Source organism: Nakamurella sp. UYEF19 (genome assembly GCF_040546275.1).
In the GTDB taxonomy this organism is placed as follows: Bacteria; Actinomycetota; Actinomycetes; order Mycobacteriales; family Nakamurellaceae; genus Nakamurella.
Genome location: NZ_JBEPNO010000001.1, coordinates 268634 through 294773, shown reverse-complemented (window position 1 = coordinate 294773; position 26140 = coordinate 268634). Strand labels below are relative to the sequence as shown.

The following is a 26140-nucleotide window of genomic DNA, read 5'->3' as shown; positions in this document are numbered from 1 at the left end:
CTGATCGAGAGGATCACGCTGTGGCGTCCACGCCCCCTGCCGACCCGTCCGACGGCGCCGACGGCCACAACGATCTGGTCGGTCAACCCCACGACGCCAAGGCCGAGGGTGCAGTGGCCCAGGCCGAGGTGACGGCCGAACGGATCAGTACCGACGCCGATCCGATGGGCAAGCTGGGCAAGCCTTTCGACTGGCGGTCGCCCTTCTTCGTCGGGCTGGCCGCCACCGCCGGTGTCGCGGCCACCTACGGCCTGATCCAGCTGTTCCTCATCGCCGGTGACGTCTTCGTGCAGATCGGGTTGTCGCTGTTCCTGGCTGTTGGCATGGAGCCCGCGGTGTCGTGGTTGGTCAAACACCGGTTCCCTCGCTGGTTGGGGGTCGTGACGATGCTGGTGTTGATCCTCGGTGCGATCGGTGGGTTCATCGCCGCCGCGGTACCGGCCCTGGTCACGCAGGGAGAACAGTTCGCGACCAATGTGCCGAAATACTTGGCCCAGCTGAAGGATCACAACTCGCTCCTCGGTGAGCTCAACGACCGCTTCCAACTCGAGCAGAAAGCCACCTCGCTGCTGTCGTCGTCCAGCTCCGGGATTGCCAACGGCCTCCTCGGTGCCGGTGTGGCAGTATTCTCCGCGGTGGCCAATGGACTCATCGTGCTGGTGCTGACGATCTACTTCCTGGCCGACATGCCACGCATCAGGGCACTCGGCTATCGACTCTTCCCGCACTCGCGTCGACCGCGCGCCATCCTGATCGGCGACGACATTCTGGCCAAGGTCGGCGGATACGTGCTGGGAAACCTGGTGATCTCGTTGATCGCCGGTGGCCTGACGTACGCCTGGCTGTTGATTTTCGGCGTTCCGTACTCCCTGCTGCTCGCGATCCTGGTTGCCATCCTGGACCTCGTGCCGGTGGTCGGCTCCACCATCGCCGGCGTCGTCGTCGCACTGGTGGCTCTCACCGTGTCGCTGCCGATCTGTCTGGCCACGATCGGCTTCTTCGTCCTCTATCGGTTCGGCGAGGACTACTTCCTGGTCCCGAGGATCATCGGGCGTGCCGTCGAGGTACCCGCTCTGGTCACCGTGCTGGCCGTGCTGATCGGCGGCGCCCTGCTGGGCATCATCGGTGCGCTCGTCGCCATTCCCATTGCAGCTGCCATGCTGCTCCTGGCCCGGGAGATCCTCTTCCCGCGGCTCGACCGGTCATGATCGGCACCCTCCTCCGGCGTCGCCGGACTCAGTCGACGATCGTCAGATGGTCGACCACCGATCGGACGCCCGGTGCCGACCAGCAGACCGACTCGGCCTGACTCTTCTCGGTGGCGGATCGAACGGACCCGGTCAACACCACCCCACCTCTGGAATTCGTTCCGACCCGTAATTCGGGACCTTCGGAATGCTCGTGGCCGGTCAAAGCTGCGGTGATGTCGCGTTCGATCTCGGCCCCGACCGCCCCGACGTGGAGCGTCATCAAATTTCGTACCGAATTGACGCCGAGGATGTAGTTGACGGCCCGGCACGCCGCTTCCGCCTCGTAGGGCCAGGCCACTTCGCCGGACAGAGTGATGACGTGGTTGTGAATCGAGATCTTCACAGTCTCCGGGACGTCGACTGCCCGGTCCAGCGCTTCCGCGGCCTGCCGGCCGATGTCGGAGTCGGTCGAGGCGGCCCAGCCGCCCCTGACCGTCAGCTCCTGGGCGACGGCGGTGATGCCGGGCACCTGCAAAGCCGCCTTCGCGGCCGACAACGTGGCGGAGTACGTCTCGACCTCGCCGGTCAACGTGACGCAGCCGCCATCGACGGCTACTCCGATCTGGCCGGCCTCGACACCCGGAAGCCCGCGCAGCTGGTCCAGCACAGAAATCTGAAGTTTTTCGCTCGGAGTGCGAGCCATCTTTGTCATGTCTTCATCCTGGTCGCATTCGCTGCCACGCGACAGAGCAGAAGGTCCCGGCCCGTGGGTCGATTACTGCACCAATCGAACGGTGACCCCGCCGGAGAAGGCAACATCATGCAGCTGCATCCGAGTCGCGACGGCATTCTTGGCGATGTCGAAGACGACTACGCCCGTGTGGCTGACCCCGGGTTTGATCACGGCAATAAAATTGGTGGGGTCGACCGAAAGACCCGCCTTCGGGTCGGACGACGATTCTCGGCCCTGCTGGTCGATGATCGTCTGCGAACCCTGGTCGAAGGTCTGCGCACCGGTCCCGATGTTCTTCACGGTCAGGTGGACGGTGACGAACTGACCTTTCGCAGTCGCGTCGAGCGGCGCCGTCCCGACACCGGAAACTCCGGCATCGACGGCCATCACCGTGAATTCGAACTTTCCATCCCTCACCGCAGTCCCGATATAAGCCTCGACGCCCGTGGACGTGGTCGTGCCGGCTGTCCGCGCATCACTTGCAGACTTCCCGGCAAGGGTTGCGATCGTGATCATGGCCACGAAGACGATCGCCACCAGGGCCACCAACACCACGGTATGCCGCGCCGGCCAGCTCCGTCGGGACCTCACGCTGACCTCGTCCGTACGGATTCGAGCCTTGGTCGCGCGCTCGTTCAACGCCGGCTCGACATGGCTGGACGGTGATTGGATTGCCATTTCACGCTCTTTCGACGAACAGTCACGATGCGGAAGAGCGACTCGGCCGCTCTCGTACTGACGCACCACTCATCATCGTTCCGCCAGTAGCGGACTGGCAGAGGCGAAAGTCCCCCAGCATCAGGACTTCGCACCTATCCAAGGAGAACGGTCTCGTCGATCTCCTCGAAATCCCAACCGCCGGAATGGCAGCACGATGACGAGTTCCGAATTTCAGTACACGCTTGCCGTCCGGCACCCCAGGAGAACCTCGGCACCGCCGGTATCGGCGATCGGGCGGGCGAGGACACACACCCGGTGCCGACCCGCAGTGGCGGCGATCCAGACGTCGAAGCCATGCCGACCGGCAACCTGCATCACTCGGTTCACATCCGGACGGGCCCTGTTTGCCAGCGGAAGCGCCGCCATCCTTCCGTCCACGACGATATCCGCGCTGTTGGATGTACCAGGGCGGAACGGGTCGTAGGTCCACCCGACCACGTGGATCTTCCTGCTTCTGCCCTCGACAACATCGAGGCGACCACGGATCTCGGCACGACCTGTCGTCATCGACAATCTCTGGACGACCGGCCCCACCGCATTCGCCGACTCGGCGGACGCAGTCGTTCCGGATCCCCCGAGGAATCCGACGCAGAGAAGAAGCAGAGCAAGGGTCGTCAGGAGGGCCTGCCCTGCGCTCGCAGATCTACCGCACCGCCGGCGAGGATTCGGCCAGGGACGAGGAGGATCGGGTTCAGCCATCAGATAGACCAGGCACCCAAAACTGTCCCGAACTGGTTGCCTGGTGCGTGGATCGAGAGCCACCCGATACTCGCAGGATCGGCCGACGGTGAACTTCTGACTCTTCTGCAGATCGGCCGCGGAGACCATCCATCGGCGGCCGTCATCCGGTCCCCCGAAGGCCCTTGCCGGGAAAGCACCCCCATTGGGTTCGACCCACCCGGCCCGCTGATCGGTGCTCGTTACCTTGATCGGCATACTCCTACTCCTGCCTTCCGTCCTCGTGGGCCGCAGCGACTCACGGCGGCCCGACCTCCACGGTAATTTCCGGTGCCATCTGGCCGACAGGGACTTTGGCCCTGCATCGATAAAATCCCGGAGGCGGCCGCGTGTCGAACCGCGTCATCCGCGACATCGGGCGTGAACCAGGTCATCTCCCCGACGGCTCCAAGCTCCGCTTCATCTGCTCGGCTCCGCAGGAAATGCAACTCGCCGAGTTCTTACCTCAGCTTCAGCTTGCCCGGAGATGGATTTTGCCTTGTCCATGTTCACTGGGGAGACGTTGGCCGATGAAAGGAAGTCTCGATGCGAAGGACCCGAATCACTGCGGCGACCCTCGCCGTCACCTCAGCTCTGACGGCCGGTGCCTGGACCCTGAGCACGGCAGCCCTCCCGTCCCCTCCCGACGCCGCTGTCGTACCGGTGGTGGCCACTGCACCTCCCCGACCTGACCCCGGTCGTGCCGGCGTCGATCCGACGGCCCAGCGGCTGGCGAAGATGGAAACCCGTCTGCAGTCGCTGATCCTCGAGCGTGACGCAGCTGCCCGCGCGGCCGACCGGGCTGCCCGAGCCGCCGCGGCCGCTTCCGCAACCGCTCCGACGCCCGGCGTCGACGACCCGACGTCAGCGGTCCGGCCCGCGGCCGCCCTACCGCCTGCAGCACAGTCCACCTCCGGCATTCAGCCGGTAGCCCCGGCCCGGGCCGGCGTCCCGCAGGCAGCACGGGCAGGTTCGCCGATGGCCCCGGCAGCAGTCGTGCAGACTCCGATCGCAACGCCCAAGGTGGTCACTCCTGGTCCCGCGTCGGCCGGTTCCACCCCAGCCACGGCCGTCGGGGCGCGGCCGGTGACCCACACCTCAACGGGCGCATCGGGTTCAGCTGCCGCCGGGTGGGCCGGTGCTACCCCGACCACTGCCGTCGGGGCGCGGCCGGCGACCCACACCTCAACGGGTGCATCAGGTTCGACTGCCCCGTCGCCGGCCGGTACCGGCTCGGCGGCGGGCGACGACGCCACCCGCGAATATGAAAGTGGCACGCCCCAACATCGAAAGGACAATCAGGATGACTGAGAGCAGAGCACGGCGGCCCACCTGGGGGCCGATGGCAGTGGTCGCACCAGCGTCGCTGGCCTTCCTTGCGGGTGCGACCCTGTGGGTCAACGCCCACGATCCGAGAGCCGCAGCTGCGCCACCTCGATCGACGCCGCCGGTGTCCGTCGTGGCCGCGGTGTCGCCAGCCGGCCGGTCGAGCTCCGGGAGCGCGACCGACGCTGCGATGGCTGCCCGGCTTGCCCGGCTGGACAAATTGCTGGTCCACACCGAAGAGCAGGTGCAGCAGTGGGATCAGGATACGAAGAGGTCTCGCGAGGCCATTGGAAAAGCGGTGGCGGCGCACAAGGTAGCCGTTGCGAAAGCGAAAGCGAAAGCGAAAGCAGAGGCGGCAGCGGCAGCGGTGAAAGCAGCCGCGCCAATCGCGACTGCAGGATTATCCACACCAGGTCCCACGACGGTTCCCGACTCGGTGCAGGCGAACTCCCCGTCGGCGCCGAGCGTCCAGGCCTCCTCCGCGCCGGCAGTCCAGGCCCCGGCCGCTGCACCCGCACCTGCACCCGCACCCGCACCCGCACCTGCCCCTGCACCCGCACCCGCACCGGCACCCGCCCCCGCACCCGCACCTGCACCTGCACCTGCACCTGCACCCGCCGCTGCGCCGGCCCCCGCTCCCGCCCCTGCCGTTCATACCAAGTCGGGAGCATCGGGTGGCTGACCTCGTCATGCAGCAGAGAACCGACTTCCACCGCTTCCGGGCCATGGCGTGCCAGGTCACAGTGCAGTTGGTCGGAGCCGGACCCCAGGAAGCCGCCGACGCATTCAGGGTCGTGGAGGAGATCTTCCGTGACACGGAGTCTTCCTGCACCAGGTTCGATCCGGCCAGCCCATTGATGAGGGCAAACAGTGCACCACGTCAATACCATGCGGTCCCTCAGCGATGCTTCGACGCCATTCTCGAGGCCTACGACGCCTATTGCGTCACGGGCGGACTGTTCGACCCGAGGGTGCTGAGGACGCTCGAATCAATGGGCTACGACAGGTCCTTGGCCTTCGATACCGGGGATGTCCAGATCAGCGGCCCCACTGGACCACCGAGGTCCGACACGGCAGTGCATCGCTGGCAGCCTCGCTTCCGGGAGGCGACCGGATCGGTTCGCCTGGGGCCGAAGCGGATCGATCTGGGCGGGATCGGAAAAGGACTGGCGGTGCGTTGGGCAATCTCTGCTCTACGGTGCGTCGGCACCGCTGCGCTCGTCGAGGCCGGCGGCGATCTGGCCACCAGGGGATCCGGCCCGGAAGGAGCCGGATGGCGCGCCGCGATCGAGAACCCTCTGATCACCGGGCAAGCAGCACATCGAGAACCGATTGCGGTCGTGGACACTTCGGATCGGGCGGTCGCCACATCGTCGGTACGCCTGCGACATTGGAAGGTGGGGGATCGAGAAGTCCACCATCTCATCGACCCACGGAGCGGCGGACCGGCGGCGTCGAAGCTGGCCGCCGTCACGGTCATCCACGAGGATCCGGCCTGGGCCGAGGTCTGGAGCAAGTCCCTGTTCGTCGCGGGGGCAGTAGAGATCCTCGGCCTGGCCGAATCTCGGGCGTTGGCCGCCATCTGGGTCGAGTTGTCCGGTCGGATCGGGGTCAGCCCTGCGGCTGCCCCGTCCGTGCTCTGGCAGGTGTCCGATGCCGGCTCGTGAATCTGCACGTGTGGCGGCGCGGGCCGGGATCGTGGCAGTGTCGGCGGCATTTTGCGGAGTGCTCACCGGCTTCACCTGGCAGCACATCGAGGGCAACAGAATGGCGCTGTGGCTTGTCGCCCGAGCAGCCGGCGCATCCGCACTGCTCCTGCTGACCGTTGCCACCTTGGCCGGTCTGGTCTTGTCCCATCCTCGCCGGGCAGGTCTTCGCGGGCTCTCCCCGACCACCAGACTGCGCCTGCACGTTTCACTCACGGTCTTCGCTCTCGTCTTCACCGCACTGCACGTCGTCGTACTGGTTCTGGATCCGTACGCCAAGGTCGGCTGGATGGGCGCGCTGGTCCCGATGGGAGCCGCCTATCGCCCACTGCCCGTCACGTTGGGTGTGATCTCGCTCTGGGCCGGCGCGGCGGCGGGACTCTCGGCAGCGCTGGCGGGGCGGTTGCGGATCCGATGGTGGCGGGGCCTGCACCGGGCCGCCGCACTCTCGTGGGTCGCGGCCTGGGTGCATGCCGTTCTCGCCGGATCGGATAGCGGTCGATGGACAACCGCCTACGCGGCAATGGGCATCGCCGTGCTCGCCGCCGCATGGTGGCGGTACGCGGCCGGTCGGCCGAGGCCCGGTTCGGAAACATCGAAGCCCACCGTGAGAGCGCCGCTGCCCAGCGGCACTCCGATCGAGGGCACTTCCGGAAAGGTGGTCTCGCGATGACCGAAATCACCCGTGGCCGAGCTCTTCTCGGATCCGACTTCATCGATATCGGCAGTTCGTCGCAGGTCGTGCACAAATTAGACACACGCGTCCCCCGGCAGGACCGCACGGCACACGAGGCCGCCTTCGGTGTGGTGACGGCCGGCCTCGAGCCGAACTGGCTCGATCAGCAGGTGCGCGCGATCGCGCTCACCGGCCGCGGTGGGGCACATTTCCCGGTGGCTACCAAGTGGCGCGCTGCGCAGCAGGCCGATGTCGGCGGTTGGACGCTGGTGGTCAACGCAAGCGAAGGTGAGCCCGCGTCGGGCAAGGACGCCGCCCTGCTCCAATTGAGGCCACATCTGGTCCTGGACGGCGCTGAACTCGCGGCATCCATGATCGGAGCCGACCGGGTCGTCATCTGGCTGGCGGACGAGGCGCGGGCCACGTTGCAGAGTCTGCGTTCGGCCCTCGCGGAGCGCCGGAGCGGTTTGACCAGGGCACCGGAAATCGTGACGACACCGGAACGCTATCTGGCCGGCGAGTCTTCGGCGGTCATCAGAGCGGTTCACGGCGGTCCACCGCTTCCCCGAACCACGATGAACCCCGCGCAGCCGTGGGCCGGTGGGCCTCCGGTCCTGGTGCACAACGTCGAGACCCTGGCCAGGCTGGGCCTGCTGGCCCGCACCGGATCGCGATCGTTCGAACCGAGCTCCCTGGTCACGGTGACTGACGGGGACCGCCGGTTCGTCGCCGAGGTACCTGCAGGCGAAACGTTTTCCGAGCTCTTCGAAAGAGCGAAAGTCCCGGTCCCGCAGGCAGTTCTCCTCGGTGGATACGGCGGGGAATGGGTGGGTTGGTCGGAGCTGGCGCTTCTGGCCGTCGATCCGCACGCACTGAAGGAGGCTGGACGATCTCTCGGTGCCGGTGTCCTGATCGCCTTGGGGCGTTTCGACTGCGGGCTCGAGATGACCGCGTCGATCGCACACTGGTTGGCCGACCAGAGCGCAGGTCAGTGTGGACCCTGCCGATTCGGCCTTCCCGAAGTGGTGGAGCTCGTTTCACGACTGGCCGGCCGACGGGCGGGGCAGCGGGATCTCGACCGCCTGCACGAGAAGATGGCCCTTGTCGACGGCCGGGGAGCCTGCCGATTACCGGATGGCGCCTTGCGGATGATCCGTAGCGCCCTCCGCGAATTCGCTGCCGAGATCAACGACCACCGCTACGGTCGTTGCCTGCAACAGGAGCAGGGACGATGAGAGGCTCTCGCCCGGCAGACAACCTTGGCAGGGCTGAGAAGGCAAGACTCCACATCGATCCGGTCGCCTGTGATGGCATCGGGATGTGCGCACACCTTGCAGCCGGGATCATCCACCTGGACCCGTGGGGCTATCCCGTCATCCCGTCGACCGACCTGGAAGGATCCGACCGCAGAGCCGCGGTGCGCGCGGAACGCGGTTGCCCGCGGCGGGCGCTGCGCCTCAGCATCGAGTGAGGCTCTTCAAGAGGTCGGTCGAGCGGGTTCAGTCATCTGCCGAGCTGCCCGTGCTCACCGTCGCGCGATCATCCCCGGTGGTGCGGACCCGGATGGCGGACGTGGTCTCTACCGCTGTGGTCAGTGCCGGGGCCGACGTGACGGTCACAGACGTTTCGGTCGGAACAGGCAGCTCGGGTGCCGACGGCGCACGGGTGGATGGCGGAGTCCCGGCCGGCTGTTCGGATGAGGGCTGGGTGGGCACCACGGCCGACGGCCCTGATATGCGGGTCGATCTCGAGGTCATCGGCTGCCCCGAAGGCTGCGACGATGCAGATCCCGAGGGATGAGGACTTCGGGGCACAGGTCCCGAAGATAGAGCTCCGGACAGCACGGGAGGGAGCGTCGCCGGCAACGCGCGGGATCCGCTCGACGACAGGGCGGGGGCGGGAACGGAGACCGGCACCACGATCACCAGGGATTCCGGTGGCGGCTTTGACGCCGGCATGGCCGAAACGATGGCGACGACGGCAGTCACAGCGCACCCGCTGAACACGATGGCCACCAGGACGCTTGTGGCCAGTCCTCGCAATGACATGAGGATGATGGTACCTACGCCGCACGCGGAGGAGGCTTCACTGATGAAGGTGCTCGTCGTGGAGGATGACTCGGCCGTGTTCGTGCCACTGCTGGAAGGCTTGCGCCGCAACGGACTGGACGTCACCCACGTCCGGACCGCCGGGGAGGTGCCCACTGCTGCGGGTCATGTCGACGTGGTGCTGCTCGACCTGGGTCTTCCGGACGGTGACGGACTCGATGTGTTGAAAACCCTGCGGCAGCGAAGCGACGTCCCGGTGATCGTGGTCACAGCACGGGGTGACGAGACCGATCGCGTGGTGGGGCTCGAACTGGGCGCCGACGACTACGTCGTCAAGCCCTTTTCCGTGCGGGAGGTCAGCGCCCGCATACGGGCGATCGCACGGCGAAGGCGAATCGAGGCACCCCTGGAAGCAGGTCGTCTCGTGGTTGATCGCACTCGTCGGACGACATCGCTCGACGGAACCACGGTGCAGCTCACCGCAAAGGAATTCGAGCTGCTGGCAGTGCTGGCCGAGCATCCTGGAAGGGTCGTACCACGCAACGAGTTGCTCTCCAGAGTCTGGGACCCGGTCTGGCACGGCTCCGGAAAGTCGTTGGACGTCCATGTGTCCGTCATTCGCCGCAAACTCGGCGCCCCGGAATTGATCGAGACGGTTCGGGGGGTCGGATACCGGCTCGTCGAGAATGACCGATGACACGGCGATTGGTGCTCGCTCTCGTGGCCCTGACCGCCGCGGTCGCGATCGCCCTTGCCGTACCTCTGGTCATCATGGTCGACCGAGATCAGCGCGCCGCCTTCGTATCCAGACTCCAACTCGACGCCCTCATCACCTCAGCACAGCTGTCGATGCAGTCGGAGGCGCTGTGGGCCGGAACTGTGGCGACCGACGCCGCAAGAACCAATGCCCGCATCGTGATCGTGCGCCCTGACCTGAGTCTCGCGGCGGACTCGAACCTGAGCGCCCTCGACCGGGTGTTCGACCGACCGGAGATTCGCCGTGCCCTTTCCGGCCAGTTGGCCTCCGACACCAGAACATCGATCACCCTCGGAGGCACTCTGCGATATGTGGCTGCCCCGATCCTCCAACATGGAGAGGTGATGGCAGCGGTCAGATTCAGTCTCCCCGAGGATGTGGTCGACGACATGGTGGCCCGGACCGGTCGTTCGTTGGCGCTCTTCATCGCGAGCGTGATCTCCGCGGCTGCTCTGGTGGCCTGGTTGCTCGCGCGCTCACTCGCCGCACCCTTGCATCGACTCGCCGGAGTTGCGGGACGACTGCCCGCCAACCTGTCGCTCAGGGGAGATGAGGACCACGGTCCCGCAGAGGTCCGTCAGGTCGCGGCGGCCCTCAACGCGACAGCCGGGCACCTCGACGAACTCGTCACCCGCCAACAGCGGGTCGCGGCCGACGCCTCGCATCATCTGCGGACTCCCCTCACCGGAATCCGTCTGCGGCTGGAGGCAATCGAAGATCTGACCCAGGATCCGGCCGTTCGAAACAACGCCGCCGCGGCCGTCGCCGAGGTCGATCGACTCGCGCGCCGATTGGATCAGGTGCTTGCCCTTGCACTCAGTGACTCCGGCCCGGCGTCGAGCTCGGTGCAGGCGTCCGACATCGTTCGCGGCCGAGTTGCCACCTGGCAGACGACGGCGAACGAAGACAGCATCCAGCTGGATGCTGACGTGACAGATGGGCTTCTGATCCAAGCGCCGATCGGGGTGTTGGACCGGGTGATCGACGAGTTGATCGGCAATGCCCTTCGCTACGCAAACCGTCGGGTCGGGGTGCGACTTGCCCGGAACGGAGCGGCGGCCGTCACGCTGACCGTCGCCGACGATGGACCGGGCCTCGCAAGCGAGGAGCGCGAAATCGTCTTCGAGCGTTTCACGCGCGGCACGCAGGCCGTGCCGGGTGGCAGCGGGCTCGGACTGGCGCTGGTCCGTGACAGTGCCAGGACCGCCGGCGGCGAAGCCAAGGCTGAGGAATCGCCTGCCGGCGGGCTGCAGATCGTGACGACCTGGCCGGCACCTGTCCATCATTCCCCGCCCGGTTCTCGAACCGACGGAGCCCCACTGCATCATGCGTGAAACTGCCTCATGTGTGTACCCGCCAAACCCGGCCGGGAGGGAATCAAGGACGTGATCTCGGGCCCATTGCGGCGAGCGCGAAGGCGAGCAGGAGCACCTCGATGACCAGGCTGGCCACTCCCAACTGCTCCGACCAGTTGCCGCGATCATCGGAATAGCCGGGGAGCCCTGGCCCCCTTGACAACACGTACCCGATCATCGGTCCAGCAGCCACCAGGGCTCCTGCACTCCAGACCGATCGGGCCGGACGCACGAGGAGCAGCACACCCGTGACGATCCCCGCCAGTTCCAGGATGGCGTATCCGACGAGAACATAGGTGGGTCCTTTGTCGAATGCGAAAAAGGATTGGTCGACCAGATGTACGTACGACACCGCGAGACACAGCAACGCGCCCGCTACACGTATCGCCAGCGAACGGCGTACAGATGAACCACCCTCCACCAACGACGAATTATCCATGGATGCGCTATCTGCCACGAAAACCTCCTGCAATAGTGGGCTGACCGTTGAGCGCTCCCGGCGACATTCCCTTCTACGCGGACATCTGGGTACCGCGGATTCGTCGTCGCTCGGCAGCATTGTCAGTCAAACACGTGGCTGGTAATCGGACCAGGAGGGAGCGTCATTCTTTACTCAGACTTAAGGCTGTCCCCTCGGCTGAACAGTTTCTCGCTGTCTGGACAGTGACCTTGCCGGCGGGCCATCGACCTCCAGCCTCCACCGTGACAGCGCCGCCGCTCGGCAAGACGAGACCTCGGTCCTCGAACACCGGGACGTTGGCCTCTGCATGGCGGAGCAGTCCGATCCTTGGGTGGTCGGTCGACGGCGACCAAGCTGGGGAGCAGGACGCCACCCACCAGAAGTCGACCCTCCGGGTCGGGTTCCACCAGAGGAGCACCAGATGACCACGGAAACCCAGATTGTGAAGACAGGCAGGGTCATGGTTGCGGTTGATGGATCGCCGGCCTCGCTGGAGGCCCTGCGAGTCGGGCGCCGGCTGGCCGGCCTCTCCGGAGATCGACTGGTCGGTGTCACTGCATGGCAGCCGTTTCGGCATGGCGTACTGCCGCCGGCCTCTGCGCATCCCGAGGAGTTCGCCGAAGATCTCGTGTCCAACTGCGTCATTGCCGCATTCCGGGGTGGCGTCATGCCGGAGATCGACATCGTCGCTGTCGAGGGCGATCCGGCGGACAGCCTCATCGCGCTGAGCCGCGAGGCCAGCCTGTTGGTGGTGGGTAGTCGTGGCCACGCAGGGCTGTCCGGAGTGCTGCTCGGATCGGTGAGCAATGCTTGCGCCGCACACGCCCTCTGCCCGGTCCTGGTCGTCCATGCTCCCGGATCCGTCGCCGCATTTTCGGAGTCCGATCTGCTGGCCGATCGAGCCGGCGCCGTCACACTCTGAGTCGTTGGCGCCTCTGCCGCGCAGAATGGTGTTCTCGCGATTCTCCACCACCAAGAATTGCCCACGCCAAGACCTTCCGCGGCGGCGTCGACTCGGCAGATCCGGCCAGGGACCATCGTCCCCGCAGTCACGGGACCTTCGGGGATTCCCAGGAAATTCGGCCGGCTGCAGAATGGCCCGAATGGAAGCGAGCATGCGATGACCAGCAGCGTCGAGGAGGTACCCGTCGTTCTCACGCCCGGATTACCGGCCGAGATCAGAGAGACCCACAGTGGTGTGGTGGCACTGGTGGGAAATCGTGCGTTCAAGGTCAAGAAGCCCGTCGACCTGGGTTTCCTCGACTTTCGCACCGAAGCAGCCCGCAGGCACGCCTGTTGGCGAGAACTCGAGCTCAATCGAAGGCTCGCACCCGATGTGTACCTCGACGTCGCAACCGTCTCCGGTTCCGACGGACAGGTCGACGACCACGTGATCGTCATGCGCCGGATGCCGGAGGCGCTACGGCTGTCGACCATGATTCGGCGCGGCGCCGACGTCGAGGGCAACCTGCGTGATCTTGCCCGATTGATGGCAACGTTCCACGCCGGTGCCGAAAGGGGACCGCAGATCGCGGCGGCCGGCCGCCCGGCCGCGCTGCGCCACCGATGGACCGACAACCTCGCCGAAACACAGAAGTTCCTCGGCACGACCTTGGACCCGGAGATGCATCGACGGATCACCGAACTGGCGCTTCGATACATCGACGGCCGCGCAACGCTGCTGGAGGATCGGGTCGCGCGCGGGATGATCGTCGACGGCCACGGCGATCTGATCACCGAGGACATCTTCTGCCTGCCCGACCACCCCAGGGTGCTCGACTGCCTCGAATTCGACGATCAGTTGCGATACGTCGATGTATTGGACGACATCGCCTTCCTCACCATGGATCTCGAATATTTGGGGCGCCCGGACCTGGCCCGGCACTTCCTGGATTCCTACGACGGATTCAGCCACACTCCCTCGGTCACCTCCCTGCAGCACCACTACGTCGCCTACCGCGCCTTCGTCCGGGCGAAGGTGGCCTGCATCCGCGCCGCCCAGGGCGTGCCGACCGCGGTGGCCGAGGCTGATGCGCACGCTCGGCTGGCACTGGCTCACCTGGAGGCCGGAGAGGTGACCCTGACCCTCGTTGGCGGCGCGCCCGGCACGGGCAAGACCACGCTGGCCACCGGCCTCGCCGAGCTCGTCGGTGCTGTCGTCCTCAGCTCGGACGTCATCCGTCAGGATTCGCTGCCGCCGGGGCCCGAGGGGAGGTACACCGAGGCGGGCAAGATGGCGACGTACCAGGAACTCCTGGCACGCGCCCGCCTCGCACTCGATGCCGGGCAATGCGTCATCGCCGACGCGACCTGGGCCGGTACCGCCGTGCGGGAACTCGCCTCCGCCGTGGCCCTCGCCGGCCGGAGCCGGCTGGTCGCCATCGAATGCGAAGCGCCGCTGGATCTCTCGGCTGCACGTGCACAACGCCGCCTGGAAGCCGGCCATGACCGCTCCGAGGCCGGCGCCGTCGTTGCCCGCCAACTCGGCGCCGCCCGGGATCCCTGGCCGGAGGCCTCATCGATCGATACCTCCACCTCGGCCCCGACATCGCTCGCGGCAGCAGGTGCTCTGTTCCCCGGCAGACTTCGACCGCGCGTCCTCGCTACCCGACCGGCCTGACGTCGCCCGTGGACAGCGGCCAAAGTCCATTGCACGACGGGTCTTTCGGCACTGCCGCCGGCACGGGAAGGGACCACACTCGGAGAGAAACCCGACACGTCCGAGGAGATTGCCATGAAAGCTCTCGTTTATCACGGTCCAGGCCTCAAGAGCTGGGACGACGTACCCGATCCGCGCCTCATCGAGGAGACCGACGCGATCGTTCGCGTCGATACGACGACGATCTGCGGCACGGACCTGCACATCCTCAAAGGTGATGTGCCAGAGGTGACCGCCGGTCGCATCCTGGGTCACGAGGCGGTCGGAACGGTCGAGGCGATCGGCTCCAACGTGAATACCGTCCGACCTGGAGACCGGGTTCTGGTGTCGTGCGTGAGTTCGTGTGGGCGGTGCCGGTACTGCCGGGAAGCCCGCTACGGGCAGTGCCAAGGGGGTGGGGGTTGGATCCTCGGCTACAAGATCGACGGCACCCAGGCGGAGTACGTGCGAACTCCCTTCGCCGACACCTCGCTGTACCCCGTCCCGGCCGGGGTCGACGACGAGTCGATCCTCATGCTGGCCGATATCCTCCCGACCTCCTACGAGGTCGGCGTCATCAACGGCGGAGTCCGTCCCGGCGACACCGTCGCGATCGTCGGTGCGGGCCCGATCGGACTCGCGGCCATCGCCTGTGCCCGCCTGTACAGCCCGTCCCACATCGTGGCGATCGACCTTCTCGACGCACGACTCGACGCGGCGAAGCAGTTCGGTGCCGACGTGACGATCAACCCGAGCCGGGAAGACCCGGCCACTCGGATCAACAGCCTGACCGGCGATCTCGGGGCCGACGTGGCGATCGAAGCGGTCGGGGTGCCCGAGAGCTTCGAGATGTGCACCCGACTCGTGCGGCCAGGCGGACATGTGGCCAACGTCGGCGTGCACGGCAAGCCGGCCACGCTGCATCTGGAAGACCTCTGGATCCGCGACATCACCATCACCACGGGGCTGGTCGATACGTGGTCGACCCCCACGCTGCTGAAACTGGTCCGTACCGGTCAGCTGAAACCTGACACCTTCGTCACCCACCATTTCATGCTCCCCGCCATCCTCGACGCCTACGACACCTTCGCGCGCGCCGGGGACACCGGCGCCATCAAGGTGGCGCTGACCAGGACGTGACGACCCCCCGGTCCCGACGAGCACCTCGAAAACCCCGCATCATCGGGACTTTGTACCGTGTGGACGGCTCGGTCGCCGGGGCAGGCTGACGGCATGCGTACGCTGCGGAACCATTTCGACCTGCTGCTGTTCCTGGTCTCCCTCATCCTTCTGGGCGCGGGTGCGGTGGGTTGGTCGTTCGGCGTGCACCGGTGGGAATCCCTGTGCTGGGTGGCGGCGACCGTGCTCGGGATGGTGGTGTCGGTCGCGTGGGTCGTTGGGTCGCTCCGGGAGCGGAAACTCGGAGTCGACCTGATCGCGGTGCTGGCCCTGGTCGGGGCGCTCGCCGTCGACGAGCCCTTCGCAGGAGCGATGATCACCGTGATGCTTGCCAGCGGCCGGCTTCTCGAGGCGCGAGCGGCCAGCCGGGCCCAGCGTGATCTGAGTGTGCTGGTCGAGCGTGCTCCGCGCACCGCCCGCCGAGTGGACCCTGACGGGATCCTGGAGGTCCCGGTCGACGAGGTACGCCGCGGTGACCACCTTCTGGTCGGCCCGGGGGAGGTGGTACCGGTGGACGGACACCTGACCGCGACCGCCGTGCTGGACGAGTCCAGCCTCACCGGGGAATCCCGCCCGATCGACCGGATCGCGGGCGATACCGTCCGCAGCGGGTCGGTGAATGCCGGGTCCCCGATCCACCTGGTCGCCACCTCGGAGGCGGCTTCGTCGACCTACGCCCAGATCGTCCGGTTGGTCGAACAGGCCCGCGCCGGTTCGGCACCGTTCGTCCGCACAGCCGACCGGATCGCGATCTTCTTCGTGCCCTTCACCCTGGCCCTGGCCGGTGCGGTGTGGTTGCTGACCGGAAGTGCCGTCCGAGTGGTGGCGGTGCTGGTCGTGGCGACACCATGTCCGCTGCTGCTGGCGGCACCGATCGCCGTCATGTCGGGACTGTCCCGGTCGGCCCGTGTCGGGGTGGTCATCAAGGGCGGCGACGCCCTGGAGCGTCTGGCGAAGGGCCGGGTGCTGATCCTGGACAAGACCGGGACGGTGACCAAGGGCGAACCAGAGGTCATCGAGGTGGTGACCGGTGACTCCGCCTGGAATTCTGAGGAACTCCTGCGGTGGGCCGCCGGGCTGGATCAGGTTTCACCCCACGTGATGGCCGCGTCGATCGTCAAGGCGGCCCACCGTCGTGGGGTCGCGCTCCAGATGCCGGAGTCCGTCACCGAGGAGCCGGGCTACGGGATCGAGGGCCGGGTCGACGGCCACCTGATTCGCCTGGGCAAAGCCGCCTGGATCCTGACGGATGGAACTCCGGACTGGATGGGTGGTGCCCGTCGCCGAGCCGCACTGAACTCGTGGCTCACCGTGTTCGTCTCGGTGGACGGGCTCCCCGGCGGCGTCATCCTGCTCGAGGATCCGATCCGCCCTGATGCCCGGCGGATGATCGAGTCGTTGCGGTCCGCGGGAATCACCCGCACCGTTCTGCTCACCGGCGACCGCTCCGACATCGCGCAGTCCGTCGGGACCCTGGTCGGGGTCGACTTCGTACAGGCCGACTGCGACCCCGCCGGCAAAGTGCGACAGGTGGAGGCCGAGGCGACGAACGGATCCACCATCATGGTCGGGGACGGGGTGAACGACGCCCCCGCACTGGCCGCCGCAGGCATCGGGGTCGCGTTGGCGGCAGGTGGTGCCACTGCCTCGTCGGAGACCGCTGACGTCGTCATCACCGGCAACCGGATCGACTCCCTGGCCGAGGCGATCCTGATCGCCCAGCGGTCCAGAACGATTGCGCTGCAATCGGTCGTGGTCGGCATGGGGCTGTCGTTGGTAGCGATGGTGGTAGCCGCGATGGGTTATCTCCCACCGGCCGCCGGAGCACTGGCCCAGGAGGGCATCGATGTCTTGGCGATCGTTGTGGCGCTGCGCGCGCTGACACCTGGACACCGCCACACTGTGACGTTGCCGCCGACGGACGCCGCCCTGACCGAGCGCCTCTTCGCCGAACACGCTGCGGTCCTGCCGGTGGTCGAGCAGATCAGAGTCGTCGCCGACTCGATCGACACCGACTCGGCATCCCTCGCGCGGGCCCGAGACCTCCTGCAGCGGATAGAGTCTGAACTTCTACCCCACGAACACGCCGAGGAACACGACCTGTATCCGAGGATGGACGAGCTGATGAGCGGGCCGCACGCCACTGCTGCGCTGAGCCGGACCCACGCCGAGATCGACGTGCAGGCGGCGCGGCTGCACCGGCTGCTCGGCGAGATCAGCGGCGACGTAGCCGGCGCCGCGGACGTGACCGAGCTCCGGGGACTGCTGTACGGCCTCTACGCCATCATGCGACTGCACAACGCCCAGGAGGAAGAGGGTCTGTTCAGTCTTCTCAGGCGGAACGGGAGAATCGCTCCGACCGGCGTCGCCAAGACGGCGCCGTAGGTTTTGTGGGTGATGAGGGACTTTCGGCCCTGCGGAATTGCCATGTCCAGCGCCTACGCTCGCCACAACCTCTTGGAAGGAACGGCACAGTGACTGCAGACACCACACTCCGACCATTTCTTGATTCCTTGACCGAAACAGTTCAATCGCGGCAGAGGGAGTGCCACCGGCACAGCGGTGTGCTATCGATCAGGGGTGCGGCGTGATCACCAGGATCGGTATCAACGGGTTCGGCCGGATCGGGAGAGATTATCTGAGATCGGTCATCGACGCCCCCGACCTGGAGGTGGTCGCCGTCAACGACGTGTTCGACTCGGCGACGATGGTGCGATTGCTGAGTTTCGACAGCACGTTCGGCCCATTTCGCCGGGATGTCGTCGATATGGGCAACGCCTTCAGCGTCGACGGGCACAAGATCTTCGTCAGCTCGGAACGCGACCCAGGGAAGCTGGCCTGGCGGGAACACGGTGCAGAAGTAATCATCGAGTCGACCGGTAAATTCCGCACCCGGGAAGCCGCTGCGGCACATCTGACGGCCGGGGCGTCGAAGGTGCTGATCTCGGCACCGGGCAAAGGTGTCGACGCGACCATCGTATGCGGCGTGAACGAGGACATCTATGACCCGGCCCACCACCACATCATCTCCAACGCCTCCTGTACGACGAACTGTGTTGCACCCATGGTGAAAGTCCTGCTCGATGCCTTTGGCATCGAAAAGGGATACATGACCACCGTGCACGCCTACACCGGCGACCAGAATTTGCTCGATGGACCACACAAGGACCCCCGACGAGCGCGGTCCGCCGCGGTGAACATCATCCCGACCACCACCGGGGCCGCGCGTGCCGTTGGCGAGGTGTTGCCCACCATGAAGGGTCGGCTGGACGGTGTCGCACTGAGGGTTCCCGTTGTCGACGGTTCGTTGGTGGACCTCGCCGTCCTCCTCGAGAAGGACGTCACGGTGGAGCAGGTGAACGCCGCCTTCGAGGCCGCCGGAGCCGCGGGACCACTGGCCGGCCGACTCCGCTACACCACCGATCCGGTCGTGTCCTCCGACGTCATCGGGGATTCCGCCTCCTGCCTCTTCGATTCGAGCCTGACCCAGGCTTCGGGCAGGTTTGTCAAAGTATTCGGGTGGTACGACAACGAATGGGGATACACCGCCCGTCTGGTCGACCTGACGCGTCTGGTCGCGAAGATCTGAGTTTCCGGCGAGGACCTGAAACCCCGACGCGACGAGTCCAGCCGGCAACGCATCGGACAGGAACCGGTCGCCCGGGCGAATCTCAACAGGCGGTCACGTCGATCAGCAGCTCCGCCCATGCGATGAGGTGCCGGTCCGGTAGAAAATCAGCTGCCCTCACAGCCGCCCTCTGACCGATCGACGAGGCCATGGCAGGGTTGTCGAGCAACCGTCGGACCAGCGCGCCAAAAGTGGCCAGATCGTGCGGATCAGGCAACAACAACCCGTAGCGCTCATCCGCGATCTGGTCGCGGATGCCGCCGACGGCGCTGGCCACCACCGGCCGGCCCTTCCACATGGCCTCCAGCACAGTGAGCCCGAACCCCTCGGCCAGACTTTTCTGGACAACCACCGCCGCATGACGTTGCACGGCGTTGACGATCAGCGCGTTCTCCTCGGCGTCGACGACCGGGAGGCTGGCCAGGTGGATCCGTCGCCGGTGGCGTTCGGGGAGCCCTCGCCACTCCTGCACGCAGCTCGCGAACTGGGCCGCGCCCTCGGGGTCGTCGGAGACTCCGCTGGCGTTCGGTCCGGCCAGGATGAGATGTCCCGACCCGGTGGTGGCGATGTACTCGGCGAACCCGGTCATCACTCCGATCATGTCCTTGAGCCGGTCCCACCGCGACACCTGCACCACGACCGGCTCCCGCGGCGACGGAGGCGGTCCGAGTTGCACCACTTCGGCTCGTCGTTCCAGGCGTGCGGCAGAGCCGTCCCGCCGCGAGAACATCGGAGGCAAGGCGGGTGACCCACCGAGAAGGCCGGTGTAGACGAGGATGTCGCTCACTGCAGTGGTATCCAGCGGTCGGTTCTTGGTCGAGAGCGGGTCGATGGACGGGGTGATCACCCAGGTCAGGTCGACCGGGATCCGCGCCGGCCGATAGGAGGCGCGGGAGAACACGAACGCCGCCACATCATCAAGATAGGGAGTCAGAAAGGTCCACGCATCCGCTGTGATCGCGTCAGCAGTGTCGGTGCCGATGTGGCACCGCCAGATCGGCGTGACGCCCCTCCGCCGCAACAGTGGGGCCAGGCCCAGTGCCTGTGGATCGTGCAGGACGGCGATGTCGCCGGGCTCGAGCACCTGGAGCATGTCGGTGGCTGCGTCGAGAAGAATCCGTTCGTAGGCCGCGCGTGCGGTCGTACCCAGATCTCCGTCATCGCCGCAGTAGCCATGAAGGCGGTTGTGGAGGCGTTTGGTGACGGCGAAGAAGGCCGGGTCGCCCCTCAGGACGAACCATCGGACCTGAACGCCGGCGCCAGCGGTGTAACCCAGCAATGTCGGCAGCATCTCCGCCACCCCCCCGCCGGTCGCAGTGGAGTTCACATGCATCACCGTGCGGCCCGACAAGGCCTGTCGCGCCCGGTGACCGGCGGTCAGTACCGCGGCCAGCCGCCCCGGCCCGATGATCGGGCCCAGCTCGTGGGTATCCCTTGGAACGATGGGCACCTCGGTGGTCCTGACGGCACTGGTCACCCGGCCGTCCGATACCCCCTCCACTATCGGCAACATGACATCATCGGCTCCACATCGTGTGGTCAAGGAATGAGCGTGGCAGCGTGGTCCGGCACATCGGTGAACTCCTCGCGGGGCGGGCGGACGTAGTCACCGATCGGCGGGCGAGGTGGAATGCGAACCATCGGTGGATCGCTGCGCCCGTAGGCGATCGTCGACAACAGGTGGTTGATGATGTTGAGCCGGGCCTTCCGTTTGTCATCGCTCTCCACGACGTACCAGGGTGAGCCGGGAACGTCGGTGTGCACGAACATCTCGTCCTTGGCCCTGGAGTATTCGACCCACTTGCTGATCGATTGGAGGTCCATGTCGGAGAGTTTCCATCGCCGCATCGGATCCTGCCGGCGGGACTTGAATCGCCGCTCCTGTTCGAGATCGGATACCGAGAACCAGTACTTGCGCAGGATGATGCCGTCCTCGACGAGCAGCCGCTCGAAGATCGGTGCCTGCTGCAGGAATCGGCGGTACTCCTTGCTCGTACAGAATCCCATCACGCGCTCCACGCCGGCCCGGTTGTACCAGGAGCGGTCGAAGAGCACGATCTCGCCGGCTGACGGCAGATGCTCGATGTAGCGCTGGAAATACCACTGCGTGCGTTCTCGTTCGCTCGGGGCCGGCAGCGCGGCGATCCGACACCAGCGAGGGTTGAGACGTTCCGTGATGCGCTTGATCGCGGAGCCCTTTCCCGCCGCGTCACGGCCCTCGAAGATCACGACGACCCGGGCGCCGGTGTCACGTACCCACTGCTGCAGGGTGACCAGTTCGATCTGGAGGCGGAGGAGCTCCGCCTCGTAGACCCTGGACGGCAATTTGTCGCCGGGCTTCTGCCCCGTCAGAGGGTCACCACGATCCGTTGGTCGACGGTCAGTTCGGATACCGGCGCAGCGGGTGTGGACACCGGAGCATGGACGACGAGAACCGGGCAGGCAGCGTGCGCTGCCACCGCACTGCTGACCGAGCCCAGCAGCAGGCCCGACAGACCGGAGTGCCCGCGACTTCCCACGACGATCAGGCTCGCGAAATGGCTCAACGCGATCAGGTTGTCGGCCGGATCGCCCTCGACCGCCTCGATTTCGATGGGCGGTACGACGCCGTCCCGGAAGGCCTCGATCGCGCTCGTGGTCACGAGCTGCTCGGCGGCCTGTTCGGGATGCCTCGAGTCGGACGGCAGGATCCCATGCCGGAACGACTGCCAAACGGACACACCCACGAGCCGGTCCCCGAACAGGCCGGCCATCCGGGCGCCGACCCGCAATGCTTCGAGAGAGGCAGGAGATCCGTCGACGGCGACGAGGACCCGATGATCGACGATTGATCCAGTACCCATGAGGTGCTCCTTGTTGGCGAGGGCCGCGACGCGGCCGGGTCGTGGTGCGGACGGGAGACGAACAAGGCGACGAGCCCGCTGGTTTCCCTGGATCTCACCCTCGTCGGATCGGGCTGGTGGTCCAAGGCTCGAACTGCTCCACTACGAAGGACCAAGGTCCCGACCGACAGAGGCTCGGGTGACGGGTGCCCGCGGATCGACCGGATGTCGCCGGAATCACCGGATGTCACCGGAATCACCGGATGTCGCCGGAATCAGCTGTGGGGGAAGGGCCGACGGTCCCCGAAGCGTCACCGGATCCACCCCCTAGGATCGGTAGGCAGGGTGCAGGGTGCAGGCGGCAACGGTCGGCGATGGTCGACGGACCGACGAGAGAACGGCAGACCCCAATGTTGGCAGGACGTCTCGATGTACGTACCCGGGCATTCTCCGTCGCTGAAGTGCCCACGCCGGTCCCTGGTCGCGGGGAGGTACGCATCAAGGTCGGCGCTGCCGGAGTGTGCCTGTCCGACGTCCACCTGATCGACGGGCCGCTCCGCCCGCTGTACCTGCCGGGAGACGTGGTCACCCTCGGGCACGAGGTCGCCGGGACCGTCGACGTCGTCGGACCCGAGGTCACCGCATGGGCGGTCGGACAACGGGTGCTGTTGCAGGCCGGTGAACTCCGCGGCGGAGCCGTGTACACCCGCGGGGTCGACTACGACGGCGGATGGGCCGAGTACGCCGTGGCGCGGGAACACACCCTGGTGGCCATCGGGGACGATCTGCCGTTCGAGCAGGCCTGTTTCATCCCCGATGCGGTCTCCACCCCGTGGGCGGCCATCACCGCCACCGCGCAGGTACTGCCGGGTCGGAGCGCCGGCGTGTGGGGCGTCGGCGGGCTCGGCGCCCATGCGATCAGCCTCCTGCGGCTCGTCGGAGCCGCCCCGATCATTGCTGTCGACCCGTTGCCAACCGCTCGCGAGAGAGCGCTGGCCTTCGGCGCCGATTTCGCTCTCGATCCGGCGGATCCCAGGCTGGAACAACAGCTCTCGCAGGCGACTGGCGGTGCCGGTTTGAGCTACGCCTTCGACTTCGCGGGCGTCGAGGCGGTCCGGGAGCAGGCGATCGCCACGTTGGGCAAGCTCGGCAAACTCATCCTGGTCGGGCTCACCGACAAACCAGTGGTGATCAAGGACGGCACGCGGTTCAGCTATCTCCAGCAGCAGGTCCTCGGCCACTACGGTTCCGAGCCGGCGCATGTCGAACAACTCGTCGGCCTGGTCGCCGCCGGCCGGGTCGACTTCGCACGGTCGGTCAGCGAGTTGCTCCCGTTGAGCGAAGCGGTCACCGCCGTCGAGCACCTCCGGAGCAAGACCGGGAATCCGATCCGGATCGTGCTCGTCCCCTGAGAGCGGGTTGATCCGCGGTCACCGTTCGGCGGTGCTGAACCTCGCCGCGCGACGGCGTTGATGGCGACGGTCAAGGCCTTCGGGCGCGTTCGGCCGCCGGGCCGGGCGGAACCGGTCTGCTCGGTAGAACATTCGCTTGCCGACCTCGATGAGGGTCAGGTACCCGATGACCATTCCGACGAGGGTCATGAAGAAGCCTGCCGGCAGTGGCGTGAAGCCCAGCGCACCGGCCAGCGGCGTTGCCGGCAGCACCGCTCCGACCAACACGACGCCGATCGCTGCCAGCGTCAGCGGGAGGCTGGGATGGCTGCGGAAGAAAGGGATCCGGCGCGTGCGGATCGCAAAGATCACCAGCGTCTGGGTCGCCAGGGACTCCACGAACCAACCTGATCGGAACTGCGACGGCCCGGAGTGGAAGACCCACAACATCACGCCGAACGTCACGAAGTCGAAGACCGAACTCAGCGGGCCGAAGAAGATCATGAACCGGCGGATGAAGGCGATATCCCAATGCGACGGGCGGCGCAACTGCTCCTCGTCGACGTTGTCCGTAGGAATGGCCAGCTGGCTCGCGTCGTAGAGGAGATTGTTCAGGAGGATCTGGGACGGCAGCATGGGGAGAAAACTCAGGAATATCGAGGCCCCCGCCGCCGAGAACATATTGCCGAAGTTGCTGGACGTGCCCATCAGCACATATTTGATCGTGTTCGCGAAGATCCGTCGTCCTTCGACAACACCGTCCGCGAGGACGTCGAGATCCTTCTCCAACAGGATCACGTCGGCGGCGTCCTTCGCCACATCCGTCGCCGAATCCACCGAGATGCCCACATCGGCAGCGTGCAGGGCCAGCGCGTCGTTCACGCCGTCTCCGAGGAACGCGACTCCACCGCCGGACCGCCTCTGCACCCGAACGATTCTCGCCTTGTGCTCCGGGGTGACCCTGGCGAACACCGTGGTCCGGGGTATCGCCCGGGCGAGTTCCACGTCGTCCATCGCATCCAACTGGCCGCCGGTGATCACCCCGGGGTCACCGGTCGGTCCGACGAGTCCGAGATCGACGCACACCTTCACGGCCACGGCCTGGTTGTCGCCGGTCACCACTTTGACGACGACCCCGAGCGCAGCCAGTCGGTCGAGCGCGGCGGCAGCATCGGGTTTGGGCGGGTCGCGGAATACCAGCAGCCCCAGGAGATCGAGATCGTGTTCGGCGGCCGCCTCCAGGCGTCGACAGCTCCCCGTCGTGCGGATTGCCACGGCGATTGCCCGGTTGCCGGCCGCGAACTCCGCTGCCAGGGACACGCGGAGAGCCGGCGGAACCTCCCGGCAGAGACGCAGTACCTTCTCCGGGGCGCCCTTGGTGATCTGCGTCGAGATGCCGTCGGCATCGCGGGTCAGCACGGACACCATCTGTCGGTCGTGATCGAATGGCAGCATGTCGACCCGGGTGTAGCGGGACACCCGGTCTCGCTCGGAGAGCGCCGCCGGGGAGTCCCACAGCGCCTGGTCCAGCGGGTTGCCGCCAATCGCTCTCCCGTCCCGGACAAGGTTTTCCGTGCACAACAGGCCCCACCGGACCAACTCGTCATTGGTCGTCCCGGGTGTCGGAACGCACCGCATGAAGTCGAGTGAGCCCAGCGTCAGGGTTCCGGTCTTGTCGGTGAAGAGCACGTCGATGTCACCGAGATCCTCGATGCAGACCAGCCTTTTGACCAGTACCTTCCGCTTGGCCATCCTGGCGGACCCGGCCGCCAAACTGCTCGAAACCACCGCTGGGAGCAACTGCGGTGTGATTCCCACCGCAATCGCCAGGGAGAACAGCAGCGCATCCATGATCGGTTTGTGGAGCGCAATGTTGATGACGAAGATCGACGTGGTGAGACCACCCGCGACGTAGACCAGCAACAGGGAGAATTTCCGCAGACCCACCTGGAAGACGGTCTCCAGCTGGCGAGTACCGAGGCCGGCGGCGATCTTCCCGAATTCGCTCGACGCACCGGTAGCCACCACCACTCCCCGACCGCTCCCCGCGTGCACCACACTGCCCATCAATGCACAGCCAACGAGGTCGGCCAGCGCCGTGCCGGCGGCGGATGCCCCGACCACCTTCTCGACCGGCATCGACTCACCGGTCATCACCGCCTCGTCGCACGCCAGACCGGTCACATGGATCAGCCGCAGGTCCGCGGGGACCACGTCCCCGAGTTTCAACTCGATCACGTCACCAGGTACGAGAGTGGCCACGTCCACCCGCACCGGGACACCGTCCCGGACCACGAGTGCCTCGTGACGGATGCGGGAATGCAGTGCCTGCGCGGCCTTCTCGGCCCGATACTCGTTTCCGAAGCCCAGACCGACGGTCAGCCCGACGATGATCCCGATGATGAGTGCGTCGCTCCGCTCGCCGATCAAATAGGAAGCCGCCGCCGCGACCAGGAGCAGTGCGAGCAGCGGCGAACGCAGCTGGTGCCACAGCACGGGCCACCACCTGGCCCGATGAGAGGACACAGCGTTGGGTCCGTACCGACCGAGCCTGCGGGCGGCCTCGGGGGCCGACAGTCCCAGTTGCGCAGACGTTTCCTCGTTCTGCAGCAAATCGGATTCGGACAGCGCGGAAGCGGCGGTCAGGTTCACATCCACCATCGCATCCTCTGGATCTTCGTCCGGGGAGGGCCGAACGGTCTGCACCGGTGGGACCTTGTCCCCTGTGGGCCGCGGCAGTAGGGGACAAGCATCGAAGTCAACGGTGGGATGAGCCCGCCGCGTATCTCATCAG

General features: G+C 66.5%; 22 protein-coding genes. 14 read left to right on the top strand and 8 right to left on the bottom strand.

The genetic code is table 11. From position 1 onward, the window contains the following. Window positions 1–20: 20 nt before the first annotated feature. A complete protein-coding gene (locus ABIB25_RS01390) occupies window positions 21–1208 on the top strand; it encodes an AI-2E family transporter (protein ID WP_354526607.1) in 1188 nt (395 codons plus the stop codon). Window positions 1209–1236: 28 nt separating this feature from the next. On the opposite strand, the gene ABIB25_RS01385 is transcribed toward ABIB25_RS01390, so the two are convergent. From ABIB25_RS01385 to ABIB25_RS01375, 3 genes are all read right to left on the bottom strand, one after another. Next, window positions 1237–1902, bottom strand: coding sequence for a BON domain-containing protein (locus ABIB25_RS01385; RefSeq protein WP_354526606.1), 666 nt, complete (start codon window positions 1900–1902; stop codon window positions 1237–1239). 63 nt (window positions 1903–1965) lie between these two features. Next, complete coding sequence (locus ABIB25_RS01380) at window positions 1966–2601, bottom strand: DUF4352 domain-containing protein (RefSeq protein WP_354526605.1); 636 nt, start codon at window positions 2599–2601, stop codon at window positions 1966–1968. Window positions 2602–2814: 213 nt separating this feature from the next. Beyond that, window positions 2815–3150 (bottom strand): hypothetical protein, encoded by a 336-nt coding sequence (locus tag ABIB25_RS01375; protein WP_354526604.1) that lies wholly within the window; start codon window positions 3148–3150, stop codon window positions 2815–2817. Between the two features lie 756 nt (window positions 3151–3906). Between ABIB25_RS01375 and ABIB25_RS01370 the strand changes: the two genes are divergently transcribed. The 7 genes from ABIB25_RS01370 to ABIB25_RS01340 all read left to right on the top strand — a co-directional run bounded on the left by ABIB25_RS01370 (window position 3907) and on the right by ABIB25_RS01340 (window position 11207). Then, window positions 3907–4671 (top strand): hypothetical protein, encoded by a 765-nt coding sequence (locus ABIB25_RS01370; RefSeq protein WP_354526603.1) that lies wholly within the window; start codon window positions 3907–3909, stop codon window positions 4669–4671. 689 nt (window positions 4672–5360) lie between these two features. Further along, a complete protein-coding gene (locus tag ABIB25_RS01365) occupies window positions 5361–6353 on the top strand; it encodes an FAD:protein FMN transferase (RefSeq protein WP_354526602.1) in 993 nt (330 codons plus the stop codon). Then, window positions 6340–7065, top strand: coding sequence for a ferric reductase-like transmembrane domain-containing protein (locus ABIB25_RS01360; RefSeq protein WP_354526601.1), 726 nt, complete (start codon window positions 6340–6342; stop codon window positions 7063–7065). Before ABIB25_RS01365 ends, ABIB25_RS01360 begins: the two co-directional genes overlap by 14 nt. After that, window positions 7062–8303, top strand: a complete 1242-nt coding sequence (locus ABIB25_RS01355) for an NADH-ubiquinone oxidoreductase-F iron-sulfur binding region domain-containing protein (RefSeq protein WP_354526600.1) — start codon at window positions 7062–7064, stop codon at window positions 8301–8303. The genes ABIB25_RS01360 and ABIB25_RS01355 overlap by 4 nt, the downstream gene beginning before the upstream one ends. Further along, window positions 8300–8539 carry a ferredoxin gene (locus ABIB25_RS01350; protein WP_354526599.1) on the top strand — a complete coding sequence of 80 codons (240 nt, stop codon included), beginning with the start codon at window positions 8300–8302 and terminating at the stop codon, window positions 8537–8539. Before ABIB25_RS01355 ends, ABIB25_RS01350 begins: the two co-directional genes overlap by 4 nt. A gap of 620 nt (window positions 8540–9159) precedes the next feature. Continuing rightward, a complete protein-coding gene (locus ABIB25_RS01345; protein ID WP_354526598.1) occupies window positions 9160–9813 on the top strand; it encodes a response regulator transcription factor in 654 nt (217 codons plus the stop codon). Next, window positions 9810–11207, top strand: a complete 1398-nt coding sequence (locus ABIB25_RS01340; protein ID WP_354526597.1) for a sensor histidine kinase — start codon at window positions 9810–9812, stop codon at window positions 11205–11207. Before ABIB25_RS01345 ends, ABIB25_RS01340 begins: the two co-directional genes overlap by 4 nt. Before the next feature lie 43 nt (window positions 11208–11250). On the opposite strand, the gene ABIB25_RS01335 is transcribed toward ABIB25_RS01340, so the two are convergent. Beyond that, complete coding sequence (locus ABIB25_RS01335) at window positions 11251–11580, bottom strand: hypothetical protein (protein WP_354526596.1); 330 nt, start codon at window positions 11578–11580, stop codon at window positions 11251–11253. Window positions 11581–12109: 529 nt separating this feature from the next. On the opposite strand from ABIB25_RS01335, the gene ABIB25_RS01330 reads away from it, so the two are divergent. From ABIB25_RS01330 to gap, 5 genes are all read left to right on the top strand, one after another. Further along, window positions 12110–12610, top strand: coding sequence for a universal stress protein (locus tag ABIB25_RS01330; RefSeq protein ID WP_354526595.1), 501 nt, complete (start codon window positions 12110–12112; stop codon window positions 12608–12610). A 198-nt stretch (window positions 12611–12808) separates the two neighbouring features. Then, the gene (locus tag ABIB25_RS01325; protein WP_354526594.1) at window positions 12809–14308 is read left to right on the top strand and encodes a bifunctional aminoglycoside phosphotransferase/ATP-binding protein; all 1500 of its coding nucleotides are present in this window, start codon (window positions 12809–12811) and stop codon (window positions 14306–14308) included. A 114-nt stretch (window positions 14309–14422) separates the two neighbouring features. Then, on the top strand, window positions 14423–15466 hold the full coding sequence (locus tag ABIB25_RS01320; RefSeq protein WP_354526593.1) for a zinc-dependent alcohol dehydrogenase family protein: 1044 nt from the start codon (window positions 14423–14425) through the stop codon (window positions 15464–15466). A 93-nt stretch (window positions 15467–15559) separates the two neighbouring features. Then, window positions 15560–17890, top strand: coding sequence for a heavy metal translocating P-type ATPase (locus tag ABIB25_RS01315; protein WP_354526592.1), 2331 nt, complete (start codon window positions 15560–15562; stop codon window positions 17888–17890). 202 nt (window positions 17891–18092) lie between these two features. After that, complete coding sequence (gap, locus tag ABIB25_RS01310) at window positions 18093–19094, top strand: type I glyceraldehyde-3-phosphate dehydrogenase (protein ID WP_354526591.1); 1002 nt, start codon at window positions 18093–18095, stop codon at window positions 19092–19094. A gap of 82 nt (window positions 19095–19176) precedes the next feature. Here the strand turns inward: gap and ABIB25_RS01305 are convergent, their stop codons facing one another. Genes ABIB25_RS01305 through ABIB25_RS01295 form a run of 3 tightly spaced genes read right to left on the bottom strand, consistent with a single transcriptional unit; the run spans window position 19177 to window position 21976 of the window. Next, entirely contained in the window at window positions 19177–20646 is a 1470-nt protein-coding gene (locus ABIB25_RS01305) for a glycosyltransferase (RefSeq protein ID WP_354526590.1), read from the bottom strand. Between the two features lie 26 nt (window positions 20647–20672). After that, entirely contained in the window at window positions 20673–21485 is an 813-nt protein-coding gene (gene ppk2, locus ABIB25_RS01300; RefSeq protein ID WP_354526971.1) for a polyphosphate kinase 2, read from the bottom strand. Continuing rightward, window positions 21482–21976, bottom strand: coding sequence for a universal stress protein (locus tag ABIB25_RS01295; RefSeq protein WP_354526589.1), 495 nt, complete (start codon window positions 21974–21976; stop codon window positions 21482–21484). The genes ppk2 and ABIB25_RS01295 overlap by 4 nt, the downstream gene beginning before the upstream one ends. Window positions 21977–22365: 389 nt before the next feature. Between ABIB25_RS01295 and ABIB25_RS01290 the strand changes: the two genes are divergently transcribed. Next, complete coding sequence (locus ABIB25_RS01290) at window positions 22366–23367, top strand: zinc-binding dehydrogenase (protein ID WP_354526588.1); 1002 nt, start codon at window positions 22366–22368, stop codon at window positions 23365–23367. A gap of 18 nt (window positions 23368–23385) precedes the next feature. Here the strand turns inward: ABIB25_RS01290 and mgtA are convergent, their stop codons facing one another. Beyond that, window positions 23386–26007 (bottom strand): magnesium-translocating P-type ATPase, encoded by a 2622-nt coding sequence (mgtA, locus tag ABIB25_RS01285; RefSeq protein WP_354526970.1) that lies wholly within the window; start codon window positions 26005–26007, stop codon window positions 23386–23388. Window positions 26008–26140: the final 133 nt, after the last annotated feature.